Source organism: Pseudobutyrivibrio sp. LB2011 (assembly GCF_000701765.1).
GTDB classification, from domain to species: domain Bacteria; phylum Bacillota; class Clostridia; order Lachnospirales; family Lachnospiraceae; genus Pseudobutyrivibrio; species Pseudobutyrivibrio ruminis.
In genome coordinates, this window is sequence record NZ_JNJS01000004.1 from 136,779 (window position 1) to 152,327 (window position 15,549).

The following is a 15,549-nucleotide window of genomic DNA, read 5'->3' on the forward strand; positions in this document are numbered from 1 at the left end:
TGCTAGTTTGCACCTAGGATTTCTTTTGCATTTTTTATTCTTTCCGCAGTTGGTGATTCTACGCCTTCAAGGCGATATGGTATGCCTAGCTCAGCATACTTTGGAACTCCCAGACTGTGGTATGGAAGAACCTCTACACGCTCTACAGTTTTTAGTGTATCAATGAATTCTCGTGTACGATGGAGCAGTTCATCATTATCACTTCCACCAGGAACAAGCACATGTCTAATCCAAATTTTTACACCCATATCAGAGATTTCTTTTGCCATCTGAAGGATATTGTCATTAGGCACCCCTGTGAGCTTCTTATGCTCCTCAGGATCGATGTTTTTGATATCAAGCATAACAGTGTCGGTAACGCTCATTAACTCCTTCCATTTGCTGTAAAATGGCTCTTCATGAGTGAATGGCTGGCCGGCAGTATCAAGGCAAGTGGTGATACCTTTAGCTTTGGCTTTCTTAAATAAATCCAACACAAAATCAATCTGAAGAAGTGGCTCGCCACCGCTGACAGTGATTCCTCCATCCTTCTTCCAGTAAGGCTTGTAGCGAAGAGCTTTCTCAAGGACCTGATCTGCAGTATACTGCTCGCCCTGATGCTCAGCCCATGTCTCTGGGTTGTGGCAAAAAGCACAGCGCATCTTGCATCCATTTAAGAATATTATATAACGAACTCCAGGGCCATCAACGGCCCCGAAGCTCTCAAATTTATTTATATAACCAAGTATTTCACGCATTATAGTGCCTCGTGGCAAGTACGTGCGATAACGTCCATCTGCTGTTCCTTAGTAAGGTCGATGAACTTAACAGCGTATCCAGATACACGGATTGTGAAGTTAGCGTACTCTGGCTTCTCTGGATGCTCCATAGCATCGATAAGCTTTTCTTTACCGAATACGTTAACGTTGAGGTGATGAGCACCCTGATCGAAGTATCCGTCAAGTACGTTAACAAGGTTGTTAACACGCTCTTCCTCTGAGTGTCCAAGGGCACCTGGGTTGATTGTCTGTGTATTAGAGATTCCGTCAAGTGCTTCTTCATATGGAAGCTTAGCTACTGAGTTAAGTGAAGCAACAAGACCGTTCTTCTCTGCACCGTATGCTGGGTTAGCACCTGGTGAAAGTGGCTCGCCTGCTGGTCTTCCGTCTGGAAGAGCACCTGTTGCCTTACCGTATACAACGTTTGATGTAATTGTAAGGATAGATGTTGTAGGCTCTGAATCTCTGTATGTGTGGATGTGACGAAGCTTAGTCATGAATGTTCTAAGAAGCCATACAGCAATCTCATCAGCTCTGTCATCATCGTTACCGTAACGTGGGAAGTCACCTTCGATTTCGAAATCCTTTGTGATTCCATTCTCATCACGGATAGCCTTAACCTTTGCGTACTTGATAGCTGAAAGTGAATCTACACAGTGTGAGAATCCAGCGATACCTGTAGCAAATGAACGGCGTACGTGTGTATCAATAAGTGCCATCTGGCAAACTTCATAGTAATACTTATCATGCATGTAGTGAATCATGTTGAGTGCACCAACATACATGTGAGCTAACCAATCCATCATCTGATCAAACTTGTGCATAACCTCGTCGTAATCAAGGTACTCAGATGTGATAGGTGTGTACTCAGGACCAACCTGATCATGTGACTTCTCATCAACACCACCATTGATAGCGTAAAGAAGACACTTAGCAAGGTTTGCACGAGCACCGAAGAACTGAAGCTCCTTACCTGTTTCTGTAGCAGATACACAGCAGCAGATTGAGTAATCATCGCCCCATGTAACTCTCATAACATCATCGTTCTCGTACTGGATAGAAGATGTGTTTACAGAAATCTTTGCAGCGTACTTCTTGAAGCTTTCAGGAAGACGGCTAGAGTACATAACTGTAAGGTTTGGCTCTGGTGAAGGACCCATGTTTTCAAGTGTGTGAAGGAATCTGTAGCAAGTCTTTGTAACCTGGTGACGTCCATCAAGACCGATACCACCAACTTCAAGTGTAGCCCAAACTGGGTCACCTGAGAATAACTGGTTGTAAGACTCGATACGAGCAAACTTAACCATACGGCACTTCATTGTGAAGTGATCTATGATTTCCTGTGCCTCAGACTCTGTGATAACACCGTTTGCAAGGTCACGTGTCATGTAGATATCAAGGAATGTAGAAACACGTCCTACTGACATAGCAGCACCGTTCTGAGTCTTGATAGCTGCAAGGTAACCAAAGTATAACCACTGAGCAGCTTCCTTAGCGTTTGCAGCTGGCTTAGAAATATCAAAGCCGTAAGAAGCAGCCATTTCCTTCATGCCCTTAAGAGCGTTAATCTGGTCTGTGATTTCCTCGCGAAGCTGGAAGTCATAACGTCTCATACCCTGACGATTTGTGTTAGCGAAGTCAATCTGCTTCTTTTCGATAAGGTAATCGATACCGTAAAGAGCAACTCTTCTGTAATCGCCTACGATACGACCACGGCCGTATGTATCAGGAAGACCTGTAAGAATTTTATTGTGACGAGCTTTCATAATCTCTGGTGTGTAGATATCGAAAACTCCCTGATTGTGTGTTTTGTGATAAACAGTAAAGATTTCGTGAAGCTTCTCGCTTGGCTCATAACCGTACATTCTGCAAGACTGCTCAGCCATTTTAATACCACCGTATGGCATGAAAGCTCTCTTAAGAGGCTTGTCTGTCTGAAGACCAACGATTTGTTCAAGATCCTTTGTGTCCTCGGAAATGTAACCTGGGCCATAAGAAGTAAGAGATGAAACAATTTCTGTTTCCATGTCTAAAACGCCGCCCTTAGCACGCTCAGCTGCCTGAAGTTCCTGAAGCTTACCCCAAAGTGTGTTAGTAGCATCTGTAGGACCTGCTAAGAAAGACTCATCTCCATCATAAGGAGTGTAGTTGTTCTGGATGAAGTCACGTACGTCAACGTTATCTTTCCAAACGCGACCGACGAAACCATTCCATTGTGCGAAATCATGATTTGCCATTGATTTGTTTCCCTTTCTGTTTATAAAAATATAAAAATTTATAGTTCTGTTTGTAAGCTAAGTGGAAGCCTTACAAACGCCGGCTAGTGGGGTTATATTAGCCACAATTTGGACAGTTAGTTGTGTCTAACAATCTAGCCTCTAATAATATACCATAGGAGTGACAAAAAATTCACAATGTATTAAAATAAAAACATTTTTGGATGTATTTCTGCAAAAACAAATTGCGTGTGATTTATTATTTATGGCTTTTGTATAGTAGAGATTTTTTTGGTACAATGAATTCACATTAATTTACAAAGTTTGGAGATAAATTTGGCTACAAATAATACAAGTACAAAAAACAAAGTAAAAGGGCCTAGTCAGACTGCTCCTGCAGGATACAAAGGCAAGAATCAAGCATTCCTTGATGCGGAATATCTTAGTGCGAGATATAAAAAGAGTTCCATCGAGGATGTTATTTCTGTGGGCGTAATTATTACAAACCCAGCCCATGAGGAGCTTGATAGATTCTACTCAACAGTTCAGCTAAGACCTGGCCATAAGTTACCGCCGCTTATTACTGAGCTCACTGGTCTTACCAATGAAGATTTAGAGGACGCTCCAGCTTACGAGGATGTTATGACTGAGCTTATCACTCGCATTCGTAAGTTTCAGGTTGGAAAAATCTGCGTTTGGGGCGGAGATAAAAACAGCTTTCAAAGAGATTACGAATCCAGAAATCTGGAAAAGCCACTTAAGCGAAGCGTTGCAAAGTTTATCAGCACTTTTGACAATATTCAAAAAGAAGTCAGCTTGGATGTTACTGGAGGTTTAGATGCAAATCTTTCCCTTGCAGATATGAAAACAATCTGTGGCCTTGGCGGTCATGTGGAGCATAACGCTCTTGCAGATGCTGAAGACATGCTTAACTGCATCAGAATCATCGAACAGGATCAGATGAAGTACGATGGAGTACGAGCAGCTGAATATAAAAAGTTCAGAGGCGAATACGTTAAAAATAGAAGCTTTGGTGATGTGGAAGAGGATGATGAGCTAATCATCGATTCTAAGATAGGTACTGATTTCTTGGAAGAATTAAAGCGTAAAGGCTTCCACGAGAATCCAAAGACAAAAGCTTTTATGGATGATTTAGGATTCTTACTCGGTCAGGGAAATGTATATATGGGTACTTTCTCTGAGATGATGGAAGAAAAGTCTAAGGAGATATAAAATGGGAAAACAAAAGTGGAAAGCAGGTAATATGATTTATCCACTTCCAGCTGTAATGATTACATGCCGAGATAAGGAAGGGAATGATAATGTGTTTACTGTTGCATGGACAGGAACAGTATGTACCAATCCGCCTATGGCATACATTTCAGTTAGGCCTAGCAGATACTCATACAATATGATAAAAGAGACAGGTGAATTTGTAATCAACTTGACTACAGAGGAGCTTGCTTTTGCTACAGATTTCTGTGGTGTCAAAAGTGGTAGGGATGTAGATAAGTTCGAAGCTTGCGGCCTTCACAAGGAAATGGCTGATGAAGTCAATGTTCCTATGCTAGTTGAATCGCCAGTCAACATCGAGTGTAGGGTGAGAGAAGCACATGAATATGGTAGCCATACTATGTTCGTTGCAGATGTTCTTGCTGTGCACGCAGATGAGAAATATATGAATGAAACAGGAAAGTTTCAATTGGAAGAATCAGAGCCATTGGCATATTGCCATGGCACTTATTTTGGCCTTACAAAACCAAAGGGTACCTTTGGTTACTCTATAAAAAAGAAAGAAGGAAAGAAAAAATGAACAAGACAGTAAGAGGACTATTTGAATTTATAGAGGAGAGCCCATCTCAGTTTCACGTTGTGGCAAACGAGAGACAGAGATTTTTAGATGCTGGTTTCGTAGAGTTAAACGAAGCTAAAGAGTGGAAAATCGAGCTTGGTAAGAACTATTTCGTTACAAGAAACGGTTCATCAATTCTTGCATTCAGAATGCCTAAGGATTCACTTAAGAGCTTCATGATTATGGCTTCACACAGCGATTCACCAACATTCAGAATCAAAGAACAGCCAGAAATGAAAGAGGGCCACTATGTAAAGCTTAACACAGAAAAGTACGGCGGAATGCTTATGGCTCCTTGGTTTGACAGACCACTTTCAATCGCTGGTCGTGTAATTGTCAGAAGCAAAAATGGTATCGAGACAAAGCTTATAGATTTCGACAGAGATCTTTGCATGCTTCCTTCACTTGCAATCCACATGAACAGAGAAGCAAACGATGGTTACAAATACAATCCACAGAAGGATTTACTTCCACTTGTATCTATGGATGAAAACTTTAATCTTAAGAAGCTTGTTGCAGCAGAGCTTTCAGTTAAGGAAGAGGAAATCGTAGGTTCTGATTTATTCCTCTACAACAGAGAGCCAGGTAAAGTTTGGGGTGCAGACGAAGAATTTATTTCTATCAGAAGACTTGATGACCTTCAGTGCTCATACAGCTCAATGATGGGACTTCTTGCAGCTAAGAATTCAAACACAGCAGCTCAGATTCACGTAACATTTGATAATGAAGAAGTAGGAAGTGGTACAAAGCAGGGTGCTGATTCTACATTCTTATATGATACTTTGGTTCGCATTAACGAAGCTATGGGTGGCAATAACTCAAGCCTTCTCACAGCAATTGCAAATTCATTTATGGTTTCTGCAGACAATGCTCATGCACTACATCCAAACTATGCAGAAAAGAGTGACCCAACAAACAAGGTTTATATGAATGAAGGCGTTGTAATCAAGTTCAATGCAAATCAGAAATACATGACAGATGGTTTGGCATTTGGAATTTTCACAGAAATGTGCAACAAGGCAAAGGTTCCATATCAGACATTTGTAAACCGTTCAGATGTAGCTGGTGGTTCTACACTTGGCAACATTTCAAACGCTCATGTTTCAATCAATGGTGTTGATATCGGACTAGCTCAGCTTGCTATGCATTCTCCATATGAGACAGCAGGTGTGAAAGATACCGAATATTTGCTTAAAATTGCTACGAAATTTTACGAAACTGTCATTGAAAATGTTTCGGGCTCAGATTATAATTTTGATTAATTTTGAAGGCTTTGACACACTTATATTGACACTTGGGGGAAAATGAGATGAAATTCAGACCATGCATTGACATTCACAACGGTAAGGTAAAGCAAATTGTTGGTTCAACTATTTCAGATTTGGGGAAAGCAGATGGTCAGCCGAAGGAGAATTTTGTAGCGGACAAAGGTGCAGCTTATTTTGCGAACCTTTACAAGTCAGATGATCTTAGAGGTGGACACATTATCAATCTGAATATGAAAGGCACACCAGAGTATGAGGCTTCAAAGGAAGAAGCTATGGAAGCTCTTAGAGCATATCCTGGTGGAATGCAGTATGGTGGCGGAGTAGATGATAAAAACGCTAGAGATTTTATATCTGCTGGTGCCAGCCATGTTATTGTTACTTCTTTTGTTTTTAACGATGGAAGAGTCGATTACGATGCTTTGAAGCGCATATCAGAGGTCGTTGGAAGAGAGCATTTGGTTCTGGATTTATCTTGTACCAGAATAGATGATAAATATGTCATTGTTACAGACAGATGGCAGAAGGTTTCCAAGGAAGTTATCACATACAATTTCCTTGATAGACTTGCATACTATTGCGATGAGTTTTTGATTCATGCAGCAGATGTGGAGGGAAGACAGAGCGGTATTGATAGGGATTTAGTTGGTTTTTTATCAGGTTACAAGCGTGTTCCAATTACATATGCAGGTGGAGTATCAGATTACGGAGATATAGAACTCATTAGCTATCTATCTGATAATAATATGGATTTCACTGTAGGCTCATGCCTGGATTTATTTGGCGGAGATTTATCCTACGAAAGAATAGTGAAACGAATTGTAACTAGGTAATAAGGCAACAAAGGAAGGTACACATGTTTAAAGTAAACACAAATTTCCAAAAACTCCCAGGCAGCTATCTATTCTCTACAATCGCAAAAAAAGTAGCTGCATATCAAGAAGCTAATCCAAATGCAGATATAATCAGACTTGGTATTGGCGATGTAACACAACCAATTGCACCAGCTATGATTAACGCACTTCACAGTGCAGTTGATGAAATGGGAGACGCTAAAACCTTCCATGGTTATGCTCCAGATTTAGGATATTCATTCCTACGTGAGACCATTGCAAAGAATGATTATCAAAGCAGAGGCTGTGATATTTCAGCAGATGAAGTTTTTGTTTCGGATGGAGCAAAATCAGATTCTGCAGACATACAGGAATTATTTGCAGCAGATGTTAAAATCGCTGTTTGTGATCCGGTTTATCCAGTTTACGTAGATTCAAATGTTATGGCAGGACGATGTGGCACATATGATGCTACTCTTGGCAAGTGGTCAGATCTTATCTACATGCCAACAACAGCTGAGAACAATTTCGTTCCAGAATTTCCAAAGGAGACACCAGATGTAATCTATCTATGTCTTCCAAACAATCCTACAGGAACTACTCTTACAAAGAGCCAGCTTCAGCTTTGGGTTGATTATGCAAACAAAAACAAGTGCCTCATCATTTTTGATGCAGCATACGAAGCATATATTTCAGAGGAAGATGTTCCTCATTCTATTTATGAATGTACAGGCGCAAAGACTTGCGCTATCGAGATTCATTCATTCTCAAAGAATGCAGGCTTTACTGGCGTTCGTTTGGGATACACAGTAGTGCCAAAGGATCTTGTATATGACGGAGTGTCACTTCACGGTATGTGGGCTCGTCGTCACGGTACAAAGTTCAACGGGGCACCTTACATCATCCAAAGAGCAGGAGAGGCAGTTTACTCTGCAGAAGGTCAGGCTCAGATTAAGCAGCAGGTCGGCTTCTACATGAACAATGCCAAGACAATCTACACTGGTCTTAAGGATGCTGGATATCAGGTATATGGTGGAGTTAATGCTCCTTATATTTGGTTAAAGACACCTGACAACATGACATCATGGGATTTCTTTGATTATCTTCTTGAGAATGTTCAAATCGTTGGAACACCAGGTGCTGGCTTTGGACCATCAGGTGAGGGCTACTTTAGACTTACTGCTTTTGGTTCAGCTGAAAATACAGTTAGAGCTATTGAGCGAATCAAAAACTTATAAATATGGTTAATACTAAGTATGAACTAATAATTAAAGACATAAAAAAGGCAATCAATTCCGGAAAATATGGGGTGGATGAGAAAATAGCTTCGGAAAATGAGCTGGCCGCAAAGTATGGTGTTAGTAGACAAACGGTACGAAAAGCCATAGGACAGCTTATTTCTGAAGGCTATCTTTATGCACGTCATGGAAGCGGAACCTTTGTTGCACGTCCCAAAACAAAAAGAGGCCACAGCAAAAATATTGCTGTGGTTTCGACTTACATGTCGGATTATATTTTCCCGAGAGTTATTCAGGGTATCAATCAGGTCCTGGATGAAAACGGATATAGTATCCTTCTTAAAACCACCAACAATTCCCGTAAGGGTGAGGCTTGGTGTATGGAAGAGCTTTTGTCTAAAAACATTGACGGCATGATTATTGAACCTAGCCAAAGCGCTATCAGCTGCCAGCATCAGGTCTTGTACGAGCAAATGGATGCAATGGGAATCCCTTATGTATTTATTCAGGGCTGTTACGAGGCTATGATGGACAGGCCTTATGTAATGCTTGACGATGTGGAAGGCGGAAAGCTTATCACAGAGCATTTGCTTGGTTTAGGACATCGACAGATTGCAGGTATTTTCAAGGCAGATGATACTCAGGGTATTCTTCGACACAAGGGATATGTAAAAGCATTGGCTTCTGCAGGCGTTGCCTATGATCCTGATTTAGTTGTGTGGTATCACACAAAGGACAAAACTACAAAGCCTATGGAAGGGCTTCTCAGGATTTTTGAAAACGGAATTTCATGTCATGGAGTAGTTTGCTACAACGATGAAATCGCAGCAGATGTAATAAAGGGATTGACCAATATAGGCAGAAATGTGCCTCATGATATTTCAGTTACGGGATTCGATAATTCTTTACTTGCACACAGCAAAGGCATCACCACAATTGCCCATCCTCAGGAGGAGTTAGGCAAGAAAGCTGCCCAGACATTATTGGGGCTTATCGATGGAAGTATCTCGAAAAAAGAGGCTCACATATTATTGGAGCCAAAAGTAATAGAAAGAAAATCTTGTTTTTAAGCAGTAAAAAAGACGCCGGCGGGGCGTCTTTTTTAAAAAGGGAGAATAATGTTATGAAAAAAATGGTTCATCGCTTCTGTCTTGCGATGTAATTATAATACAATCAATTTCTGAAGGAACAATGGAAAATATGTGAATAAAGAATGCAAAATAAAAATAGTATTTGTGAATTGCTAACCGATGGTGTGGAATAATAGAAAGATGTTAATGCATGTAACTTAATACGCTACAAACAAATAGCTGGTACCATCGTACCAGCTTTAATAAAAACACCAAATACATTAAATTAACTCATACGCGCACATCTATCATGGTGCCGGAAGTGGGATAGACCAAGCTCTCTAGTGAAGGAGTATTCATACTCATACTCTGTGCTAGCGCCTGACCCTGTCCTTCTACAAGATCTAATGTCTTACCGAGCATAGCAGTCCCCACTGCTGACATTAACTGATTTTGACTTAGGCTCATAGAAATTTCGGCTATATCCATATGGCGCCTCCCCTAAAAAAGACTGAATCTTTTTCATTTCTATTTAAGTGTATCATTTGCCATATTTTATTTGGTGCCAAATTGTGACTAATATGTGAACAAACTGTGAATTATGCAGAAGTGTGAGAAATAAGTGTAGTTTTTATGTGCACTGTAGAAAAATGAAAAAAGAATAATTATAATAAACATAGTTATAATTAGAGGGGAAACATGGCTATACTAAAAATCAATTTGAACGATCCTTTGATGAAAGCAATAAAGGCAGTCAACTCTATTGGCGGTAAATCACTTACCCAGGAGGACCTTAAAAAGCAAAGATCTTCTATGGAATTGGCAAGTAAGCTTGCCACTCCAAACGATGGGTTTACTGTAGAAAGCTTCATTGCAGAGGGCGTTTCTTGTGAGTGGGTTAAACCAGATTTGGCCCATAATCCAAACTACATAATTTTATATGCGCATGGCGGTGGATATACTTGCGGCGGTTTAGGTTATGCAAGGATTCTTGCAGCAAAATTAGCTATATCCACAGGCTTTTCTGTAGTCTCGTTCGAGTATAGACTCGCCCCTGAAAACAAATATCCAGCTGCTTTGGATGATGGAATGGTTGTATGGAATCATCTTGTGCAGCAGGGCTATGGAGCAAAACAGATTCTTCTTGCAGGAGATTCAGCAGGAGGAAATCTTGTATTGTGTATGACACAAAAGCTTATAGAAGAAGGTCGAATTGGGCCTAAAGCTTTATTGTTGTTTAGCCCATGGACGGATATGACAGCCACATCTTCATCTTACGAATCCTGCAAAGATAAGGATCCAATCCTTACAAAGGATTATGTGGAGGGAGTGAGAGATGCTTACATAGGTGCGAAGGCAGACAAAGCCGATGCAAAATACAGCCCTTTATATGGAGATTTCAAGGATTTTCCACCAACCCTTATTATGGTTGGTAAAAACGAAATTCTTTATGAGGATAGCGCACAGCTGTCAAAAAAGATTCATAAGGCTGGCGGACAGGTGACTTTAGATACCGAAAAAGACGGATGGCATGTGTATCAGCAGATGCCCCTGCCAATGGCGGGGCGTGCCATGAAACGTCTGTCACGGTTCGTCACGAGTGTGATCTATTAGAAAAACTATAATATTTAAATGAGCTGGTAGTAAACAAGCTCTACTATTTCTCAAGTGAGACGTGTTGTCGAACGGAGAAATCAGTAGGCTTGTGGACGTAACCAGCGGGTTAGGATAAGAGAGAATGAGTAGAGATAATTGGTATAAGGTTGACAACGTAGCGAAGGTTTTTCTTGCTACGGCAGCTAAGAGGGATACGAGAACTCTTAGGGTCAGCTGTACATTATGGGAGGATATTGATCCAGATTTACTTCAGGAAGCAGTGCTTTCTGCAATTCAAATAAGACCACAGTTCCAGGTGAGAATTCGCCGAGGCATTTTCTGGCACTATATGGAGGACACAGATATTCAGCCAGTTGTTACAGAAGAACACGGAAGAGTTTGTCCGATTCTTTATGTTCCTGGCAGGCCAATGCTTCATTACAGAGTTACTTATTACGGCAAGAGAATTAATCTAGATTTGTTCCATGCAATTTCTGATGGAACAGGTGCACTAGAGTTTTTAAATATCATAGTTTTGGATTATTTAAAGCTAAAATATCCAGGACGATACGAGGAGACAACTATCCACTCTGGAGCGTCAGAGGATGACTTGAATCAGGATAGTTACAAGCAGTTCTTTGGAAGTATGGGACTTAAAGGTTCATCCCTTAAGTACGCATATCATCCAAGTGGATTAAAGCTTCCATACGATCAGCTTCAGTTTTTCGAGGTTCACATGCCTACAGAACAGTTGCTGCCAAAGGCAAAGGAACTTGGAGTATCCCTTACAAGCTACATCGGCGCCAGATTCATGCTGGCAATCATGGAGGATATGCCTCCTAGAAAGCGTAAGACACCTATAAATGTGTCGATGCCTGTAAATCTTAGAAATTACTATCCAAGTCAGACATCCAGAAACTTCTTCAACAATGTTAATGTTTCCCATGTCTTTGATGAGGATATTTCATTTGAGGATTTGGTTAAGGAATTCGATGAGAAGCTTAAAGCAAATCTTACTGAGGAAAACATTAAAAAACAGATGGATAACTTTGAGACCATGGAGTATGTAGCTCCAGTTCGAGCTGTTCCGCTTTTCATAAAGCAGTGGGTAGTTCGCTATGGTTCAAAGATTACAGATAAAAAGGTTTCAATGGTTCTTTCTAATTTGGGAGTTCAGAAACCACCAAAGGAAGTGGCAGAGCAGGTTCAGAACTACAGTGCATTCTGTAGCTCAGGAAATCTTTTCTCTACAATGTCTAGCTACAATGGGGATTTGTCACTTGGAATATCATCACCTTATTCCAACACCAGAGTTGTTAAGAATCTGGTACGCGGACTGACGGACGAGGGAATTAACATTAGAGTTTATGCTACGGAGGTGATTCGATAATGAAGAACTGTCCTTATTGTAAGATAGAGGTAGGTGGCAACCTTAAAAAATGTCCACTATGCCAAAGCAAGTTAAATGGAGAAGCAGAGGCTCCTTATTTTCCAAAGCAGACTACACTTCAGTTACAATCATTTTTTTACAAGGTTCAATTGTTTATCATTTGGGCCATTGTAATTGCAAGCTTAGGGGTAGATTTTCTCTTTGGTGTAAAGCTTTGGCCAGCACTTGCTCACATTCATTGGAGCTTGATTGTGGCCATGTGGCTTATTGTTTTTGAATTTGGCATCATGCGATTATTCAAAAAAGGTATTAGTTCATCAAGAATAATGACGCTGTTTGTGTTTATTGTCTTAGGTATGTTGGGAATTACATCATACTATATAGGCCAGTTATGGGTTATAGCTGAATGGGTAGCGCCTATTGTAATCATGGGTACTCTGATTGCAAATTTTGTTTTGGCGATGCTTGATAAAAATGGAAATTCAATGGTATATCTTCTAACCAATTTAGTGGTTGGAATTTTACCTTACATTGTATTTTATTTTGCTGAAAGAGATTGTCCTCTAGTATGGATTATATGCTTGCTGGTGAGCGTTATTCTCTTTGTAGGCGCAATAATATTCAAAGGACGTGAAGTGGTTGGCGAAATCCAAAGGAGACTAAACGTTTAATGGGAGTATTCGGGGAAGAGTTTAACAAAAATAAATACATTGTCGACAATATCGACAGAGCGCTTTCTGAGGGCTGGATTGAGGTGTACTATCAACCAATAATTCGTACATCTAATGGTCGAGTCTGCGGTGAGGAAGCGCTTGTTAGATGGGAAGACCCTGTCTTTGGGATGCTTAATCCAATCGATTTTGTTCCTGCCGTGGAGGCAGTAAACAAGGTCCACTTGCTGGACCTGTTTGTGCTAGAACGAACACTTGAGAAAATGGAAGAGCAACTAAAGCGAGGTCTTTTTATTGTTCCTACATCAGTTAATCTTTCACAAGTGGACTTTTATACTTGTGATGTTGTAGATGAAATTGCAACCAGAGTGGAAAAATCTAAAATATCAAAGCATATGATAGCAGTTTCTGTCTCTGAAGATTCCATTAATCCAGGGGATAACTTTATCCTTTCTCAATTGGAGCAGTTGCAGGAGCTGGGATTCCAGATTTGGCTTGATGATTATGGCAGTGGAGATGCTGCGCCAGCTGTGCTTCAGTTGATGCATTTTGATCTTTTAAAAATAAACATATTCTTCGTAAGACAAATTGCTAATAGTGAAAGCGCTAGAATTATTTTGACTGAATTTGTCAGAATGGCTATGTCACTAGGTATGGAGACTGTAGTAGAGGGCGTTGAGTCAGCAGAACAGGTTGACTTTTTAAATGAAATTGGATGTAGCCGTATGCAGGGATTCTATTACTGCAAGCCTATTTCGGTTAGCCAGGTCCTTGAACGTTATGAAAAAGGAAAAGCAATTGGTTTTGAGAATCCAAAGGAAACCGATTATTATGCGTCAATTGGAAAGATAAACCTTTATGATATTTCTTTTGCAAGAAAGAATGGGGATTTGGACAATTATTTTGACACATTTCCGGCAGCAATTGTTGAATTAGATAAAGATGTACTAAGAACAGTCAGAGTAAATATGGCTTTCAGAAACTTCTTATCAAATCATTTAGGTATTGAAGGTGGAAAAGTAACATACAATATAAAAAAAGATGCAAAAAATGAAATTGGAAGATATACCGTAAATGCGATAATTAAATGTGCTAAAGATGGCGAGAGAGTTATTATTGATGATAGAACAAGACATGAAAAAACGATTCAAATGTTGTTGCAGAGAGTAGCAGTGAATCCGGTTACTAAGGTGGCAGCGATTGCTATTGTAATTCTTCAAATTGGAGAAAAGATAAATCAAGCAGATACTCTTACATACAACTATATAGCGCGAGCTTTATCAGAGGATTATATTAATCTTTTCTATGTAAATATGGAAACAGATGAGTTTGTGGAATACAATCCTGATGGTCTCAATAGAGATGTATCTGTTGAAAAGAAGGGAACTGATTTCTTCAATAAAACTTTGAAGAACTTCTTTAGCAGAATCTATTCTGAAGATTTAGATATGATGAATAAATCCTTCACAAAGGATAAAATTATAAAGAGTCTAAAGAATAAGGGTACATTTTCAATAACCTATAGACGTATAGTGAACGGTGAACCTATATATGTCAACTTGAAGGCAGTAAAGGTCAGAGAAGACGATAATTATATTCTGATAGGTATCAATAATGTTGATGACCAGGTGAAACAGCGCGAGGCGATTGAGAAGATAAAAGAAGAGAGAAAAGCTTATTCTCGTATCATGGCGTTGTCGGGTGACTTCATAAACATCTACTCTGTTGATCCGGTCACCAATAATTATGTCAGCTATAATTCCTCAGAAGAATATGGAAGGCTTAATCTGGCAATGAAGGGTGAAGATTTCTTTGAGGAGACTGCACGAAATGTTTGGCACACTTTCCATCCAGATGACATTAAGGACTTTTTAAAGGTCTTTGATAAAAAAACTGTTCTTAAAAGAATAGAAGAGGATGGAATCTTTGTATACAAGTATAGAGTGATGGTTGAAAACCAGGTTGTTCATTGGTGTTTGAGAGCAACCCTTATACAAGAGGATAATGAAGCACGCCTTCTTGTAGGTGTTATGAACATCGAAAAGCAAGTGGTTCAAGAAAGAGAATATGCAACTTCGCTTATTGAAGCAGAGGAAAGAGCTACAAAAGACCAGCTTACAGGTGTTAAAAACAAAAGAGCATACGCTGATGAGGAGGAGCATTTAAATACACAGATACAGGCAGGAGTTGAGGTAAAATTTGCCATTATTGTTTGTGATTTAAATGGCTTGAAACAAGTAAACGACAATCAGGGACATCAGGCAGGTGATGATTATATAAAAGAAGGCTGTATGATTTTGTGCGATGCCTTTGCAAGAAGCCCTGTATATAGAATCGGTGGTGATGAATTTGTCGCCATAGCCCAGGGCAAAGACTATGAAATGATTGAAAACAGACTTGGCAAAATTGATAGGGCCAATAAAAGAAACGATAAGGCTAATAGCGTGACAATGGCTGTTGGCTGGGCTAAATTTGGTCCGGAGGACAGATTTGTTTCCGATGTTTTTGACAGGGCAGATTCCGCTATGTACGAGAACAAAAAGAAGATGAAAGAAATAATTAAAAATAGGAAACAAAAATGATTGACAAAACTTTAACAATGCTCTAATATAGTAATCATGAAAAATCGAAGGGGAATGCCCCACAAAGAGGAGGATTAC

General features: G+C 39.9%; 13 protein-coding genes. 10 read left to right on the forward strand and 3 right to left on the reverse strand.

Going from position 1 to position 15,549, the window contains the following annotated elements; genetic code table 11:
* Nucleotides 1-2 precede the first annotated feature (2 nt).
* Nucleotides 3-737 carry a pyruvate formate-lyase-activating protein gene (gene pflA, locus T375_RS08045; RefSeq protein ID WP_044937134.1) on the reverse strand — a complete coding sequence of 245 codons (735 nt, stop codon included), beginning with the start codon at nt 735-737 and terminating at the stop codon, nt 3-5.
* Nucleotides 737-2,995 carry a formate C-acetyltransferase gene (gene pflB, locus T375_RS08050; RefSeq protein ID WP_044937137.1) on the reverse strand — a complete coding sequence of 753 codons (2,259 nt, stop codon included), beginning with the start codon at nt 2,993-2,995 and terminating at the stop codon, nt 737-739. The genes pflA and pflB overlap by 1 nt, the downstream gene beginning before the upstream one ends.
* Before the next feature lie 315 nt (nt 2,996-3,310).
* On the opposite strand from pflB, the gene T375_RS08055 reads away from it, so the two are divergent.
* The 6 genes from T375_RS08055 to T375_RS08080 are packed head-to-tail and all read left to right on the forward strand — an operon-like array spanning nt 3,311 to nt 9,232.
* Nucleotides 3,311-4,207 (forward strand): exonuclease domain-containing protein, encoded by an 897-nt coding sequence (locus tag T375_RS08055; protein ID WP_044937141.1) that lies wholly within the window; start codon nt 3,311-3,313, stop codon nt 4,205-4,207.
* 1 nt (nt 4,208) lies between these two features.
* The gene (locus tag T375_RS08060; protein ID WP_044937144.1) at nt 4,209-4,787 is read left to right on the forward strand and encodes a flavin reductase family protein; all 579 of its coding nucleotides are present in this window, start codon (nt 4,209-4,211) and stop codon (nt 4,785-4,787) included.
* Entirely contained in the window at nt 4,784-6,088 is a 1,305-nt protein-coding gene (locus T375_RS08065) for a M18 family aminopeptidase (RefSeq protein WP_044937147.1), read from the forward strand. Before T375_RS08060 ends, T375_RS08065 begins: the two co-directional genes overlap by 4 nt.
* Nucleotides 6,089-6,135: 47 nt before the next feature.
* Nucleotides 6,136-6,924 carry a phosphoribosylformimino-5-aminoimidazole carboxamide ribotide isomerase gene (hisA, locus tag T375_RS08070; protein WP_044937148.1) on the forward strand — a complete coding sequence of 263 codons (789 nt, stop codon included), beginning with the start codon at nt 6,136-6,138 and terminating at the stop codon, nt 6,922-6,924.
* Between the two features lie 23 nt (nt 6,925-6,947).
* Nucleotides 6,948-8,162: an LL-diaminopimelate aminotransferase gene (locus tag T375_RS08075; protein ID WP_044937151.1), complete on the forward strand. Its 1,215-nt coding sequence runs from the start codon at nt 6,948-6,950 to the stop codon at nt 8,160-8,162.
* Nucleotides 8,163-8,164: 2 nt separating this feature from the next.
* Entirely contained in the window at nt 8,165-9,232 is a 1,068-nt protein-coding gene (locus tag T375_RS08080; RefSeq protein WP_044937154.1) for a GntR family transcriptional regulator, read from the forward strand.
* A 291-nt stretch (nt 9,233-9,523) separates the two neighbouring features.
* Here T375_RS08080 and T375_RS08085 read toward each other — a convergent pair whose 3' ends face one another.
* Nucleotides 9,524-9,721: a YjfB family protein gene (locus tag T375_RS08085; protein ID WP_033153446.1), complete on the reverse strand. Its 198-nt coding sequence runs from the start codon at nt 9,719-9,721 to the stop codon at nt 9,524-9,526.
* Between the two features lie 210 nt (nt 9,722-9,931).
* Between T375_RS08085 and T375_RS08090 the strand changes: the two genes are divergently transcribed.
* The 4 genes from T375_RS08090 (at nt 9,932) to T375_RS08105 (ending at nt 15,471) form a co-directional block, all read left to right on the forward strand.
* A complete protein-coding gene (locus tag T375_RS08090) occupies nt 9,932-10,846 on the forward strand; it encodes an alpha/beta hydrolase (protein ID WP_044937157.1) in 915 nt (304 codons plus the stop codon).
* Nucleotides 10,847-10,970: 124 nt separating this feature from the next.
* Complete coding sequence (locus T375_RS08095) at nt 10,971-12,218, forward strand: condensation domain-containing protein (protein WP_044937160.1); 1,248 nt, start codon at nt 10,971-10,973, stop codon at nt 12,216-12,218.
* Nucleotides 12,218-12,889 (forward strand): DUF6320 domain-containing protein, encoded by a 672-nt coding sequence (locus tag T375_RS08100; RefSeq protein ID WP_044937162.1) that lies wholly within the window; start codon nt 12,218-12,220, stop codon nt 12,887-12,889. The genes T375_RS08095 and T375_RS08100 overlap by 1 nt, the downstream gene beginning before the upstream one ends.
* Complete coding sequence (locus T375_RS08105; RefSeq protein ID WP_044937164.1) at nt 12,889-15,471, forward strand: bifunctional diguanylate cyclase/phosphodiesterase; 2,583 nt, start codon at nt 12,889-12,891, stop codon at nt 15,469-15,471. Before T375_RS08100 ends, T375_RS08105 begins: the two co-directional genes overlap by 1 nt.
* Nucleotides 15,472-15,549: the final 78 nt, after the last annotated feature.

Bases quoted from the DNA above. Each gene is read 5' to 3' on its own strand.
- pflA (WP_044937134.1), bottom strand. From the start codon at position 737: ATGCGTGAAATACTTGGTTATATAAATAAATTTGAGAGCTTCGGGGCC.
- pflB (WP_044937137.1), bottom strand. From the start codon at position 2,995: ATGGCAAATCATGATTTCGCACAATGGAATGGTTTCGTCGGTCGCGTT.
- T375_RS08060 (WP_044937144.1), top strand. From the start codon at position 4,209: ATGGGAAAACAAAAGTGGAAAGCAGGTAATATGATTTATCCACTTCCA.
- T375_RS08065 (WP_044937147.1), top strand. From the start codon at position 4,784: ATGAACAAGACAGTAAGAGGACTATTTGAATTTATAGAGGAGAGCCCA.
- hisA (WP_044937148.1), top strand. From the start codon at position 6,136: ATGAAATTCAGACCATGCATTGACATTCACAACGGTAAGGTAAAGCAA.
- T375_RS08075 (WP_044937151.1), top strand. From the start codon at position 6,948: ATGTTTAAAGTAAACACAAATTTCCAAAAACTCCCAGGCAGCTATCTA.
- T375_RS08080 (WP_044937154.1), top strand. From the start codon at position 8,165: ATGGTTAATACTAAGTATGAACTAATAATTAAAGACATAAAAAAGGCA.
- T375_RS08085 (WP_033153446.1), bottom strand. From the start codon at position 9,721: ATGGATATAGCCGAAATTTCTATGAGCCTAAGTCAAAATCAGTTAATG.
- T375_RS08090 (WP_044937157.1), top strand. From the start codon at position 9,932: ATGGCTATACTAAAAATCAATTTGAACGATCCTTTGATGAAAGCAATA.
- T375_RS08095 (WP_044937160.1), top strand. From the start codon at position 10,971: ATGAGTAGAGATAATTGGTATAAGGTTGACAACGTAGCGAAGGTTTTT.
- T375_RS08100 (WP_044937162.1), top strand. From the start codon at position 12,218: ATGAAGAACTGTCCTTATTGTAAGATAGAGGTAGGTGGCAACCTTAAA.
- T375_RS08105 (WP_044937164.1), top strand. From the start codon at position 12,889: ATGGGAGTATTCGGGGAAGAGTTTAACAAAAATAAATACATTGTCGAC.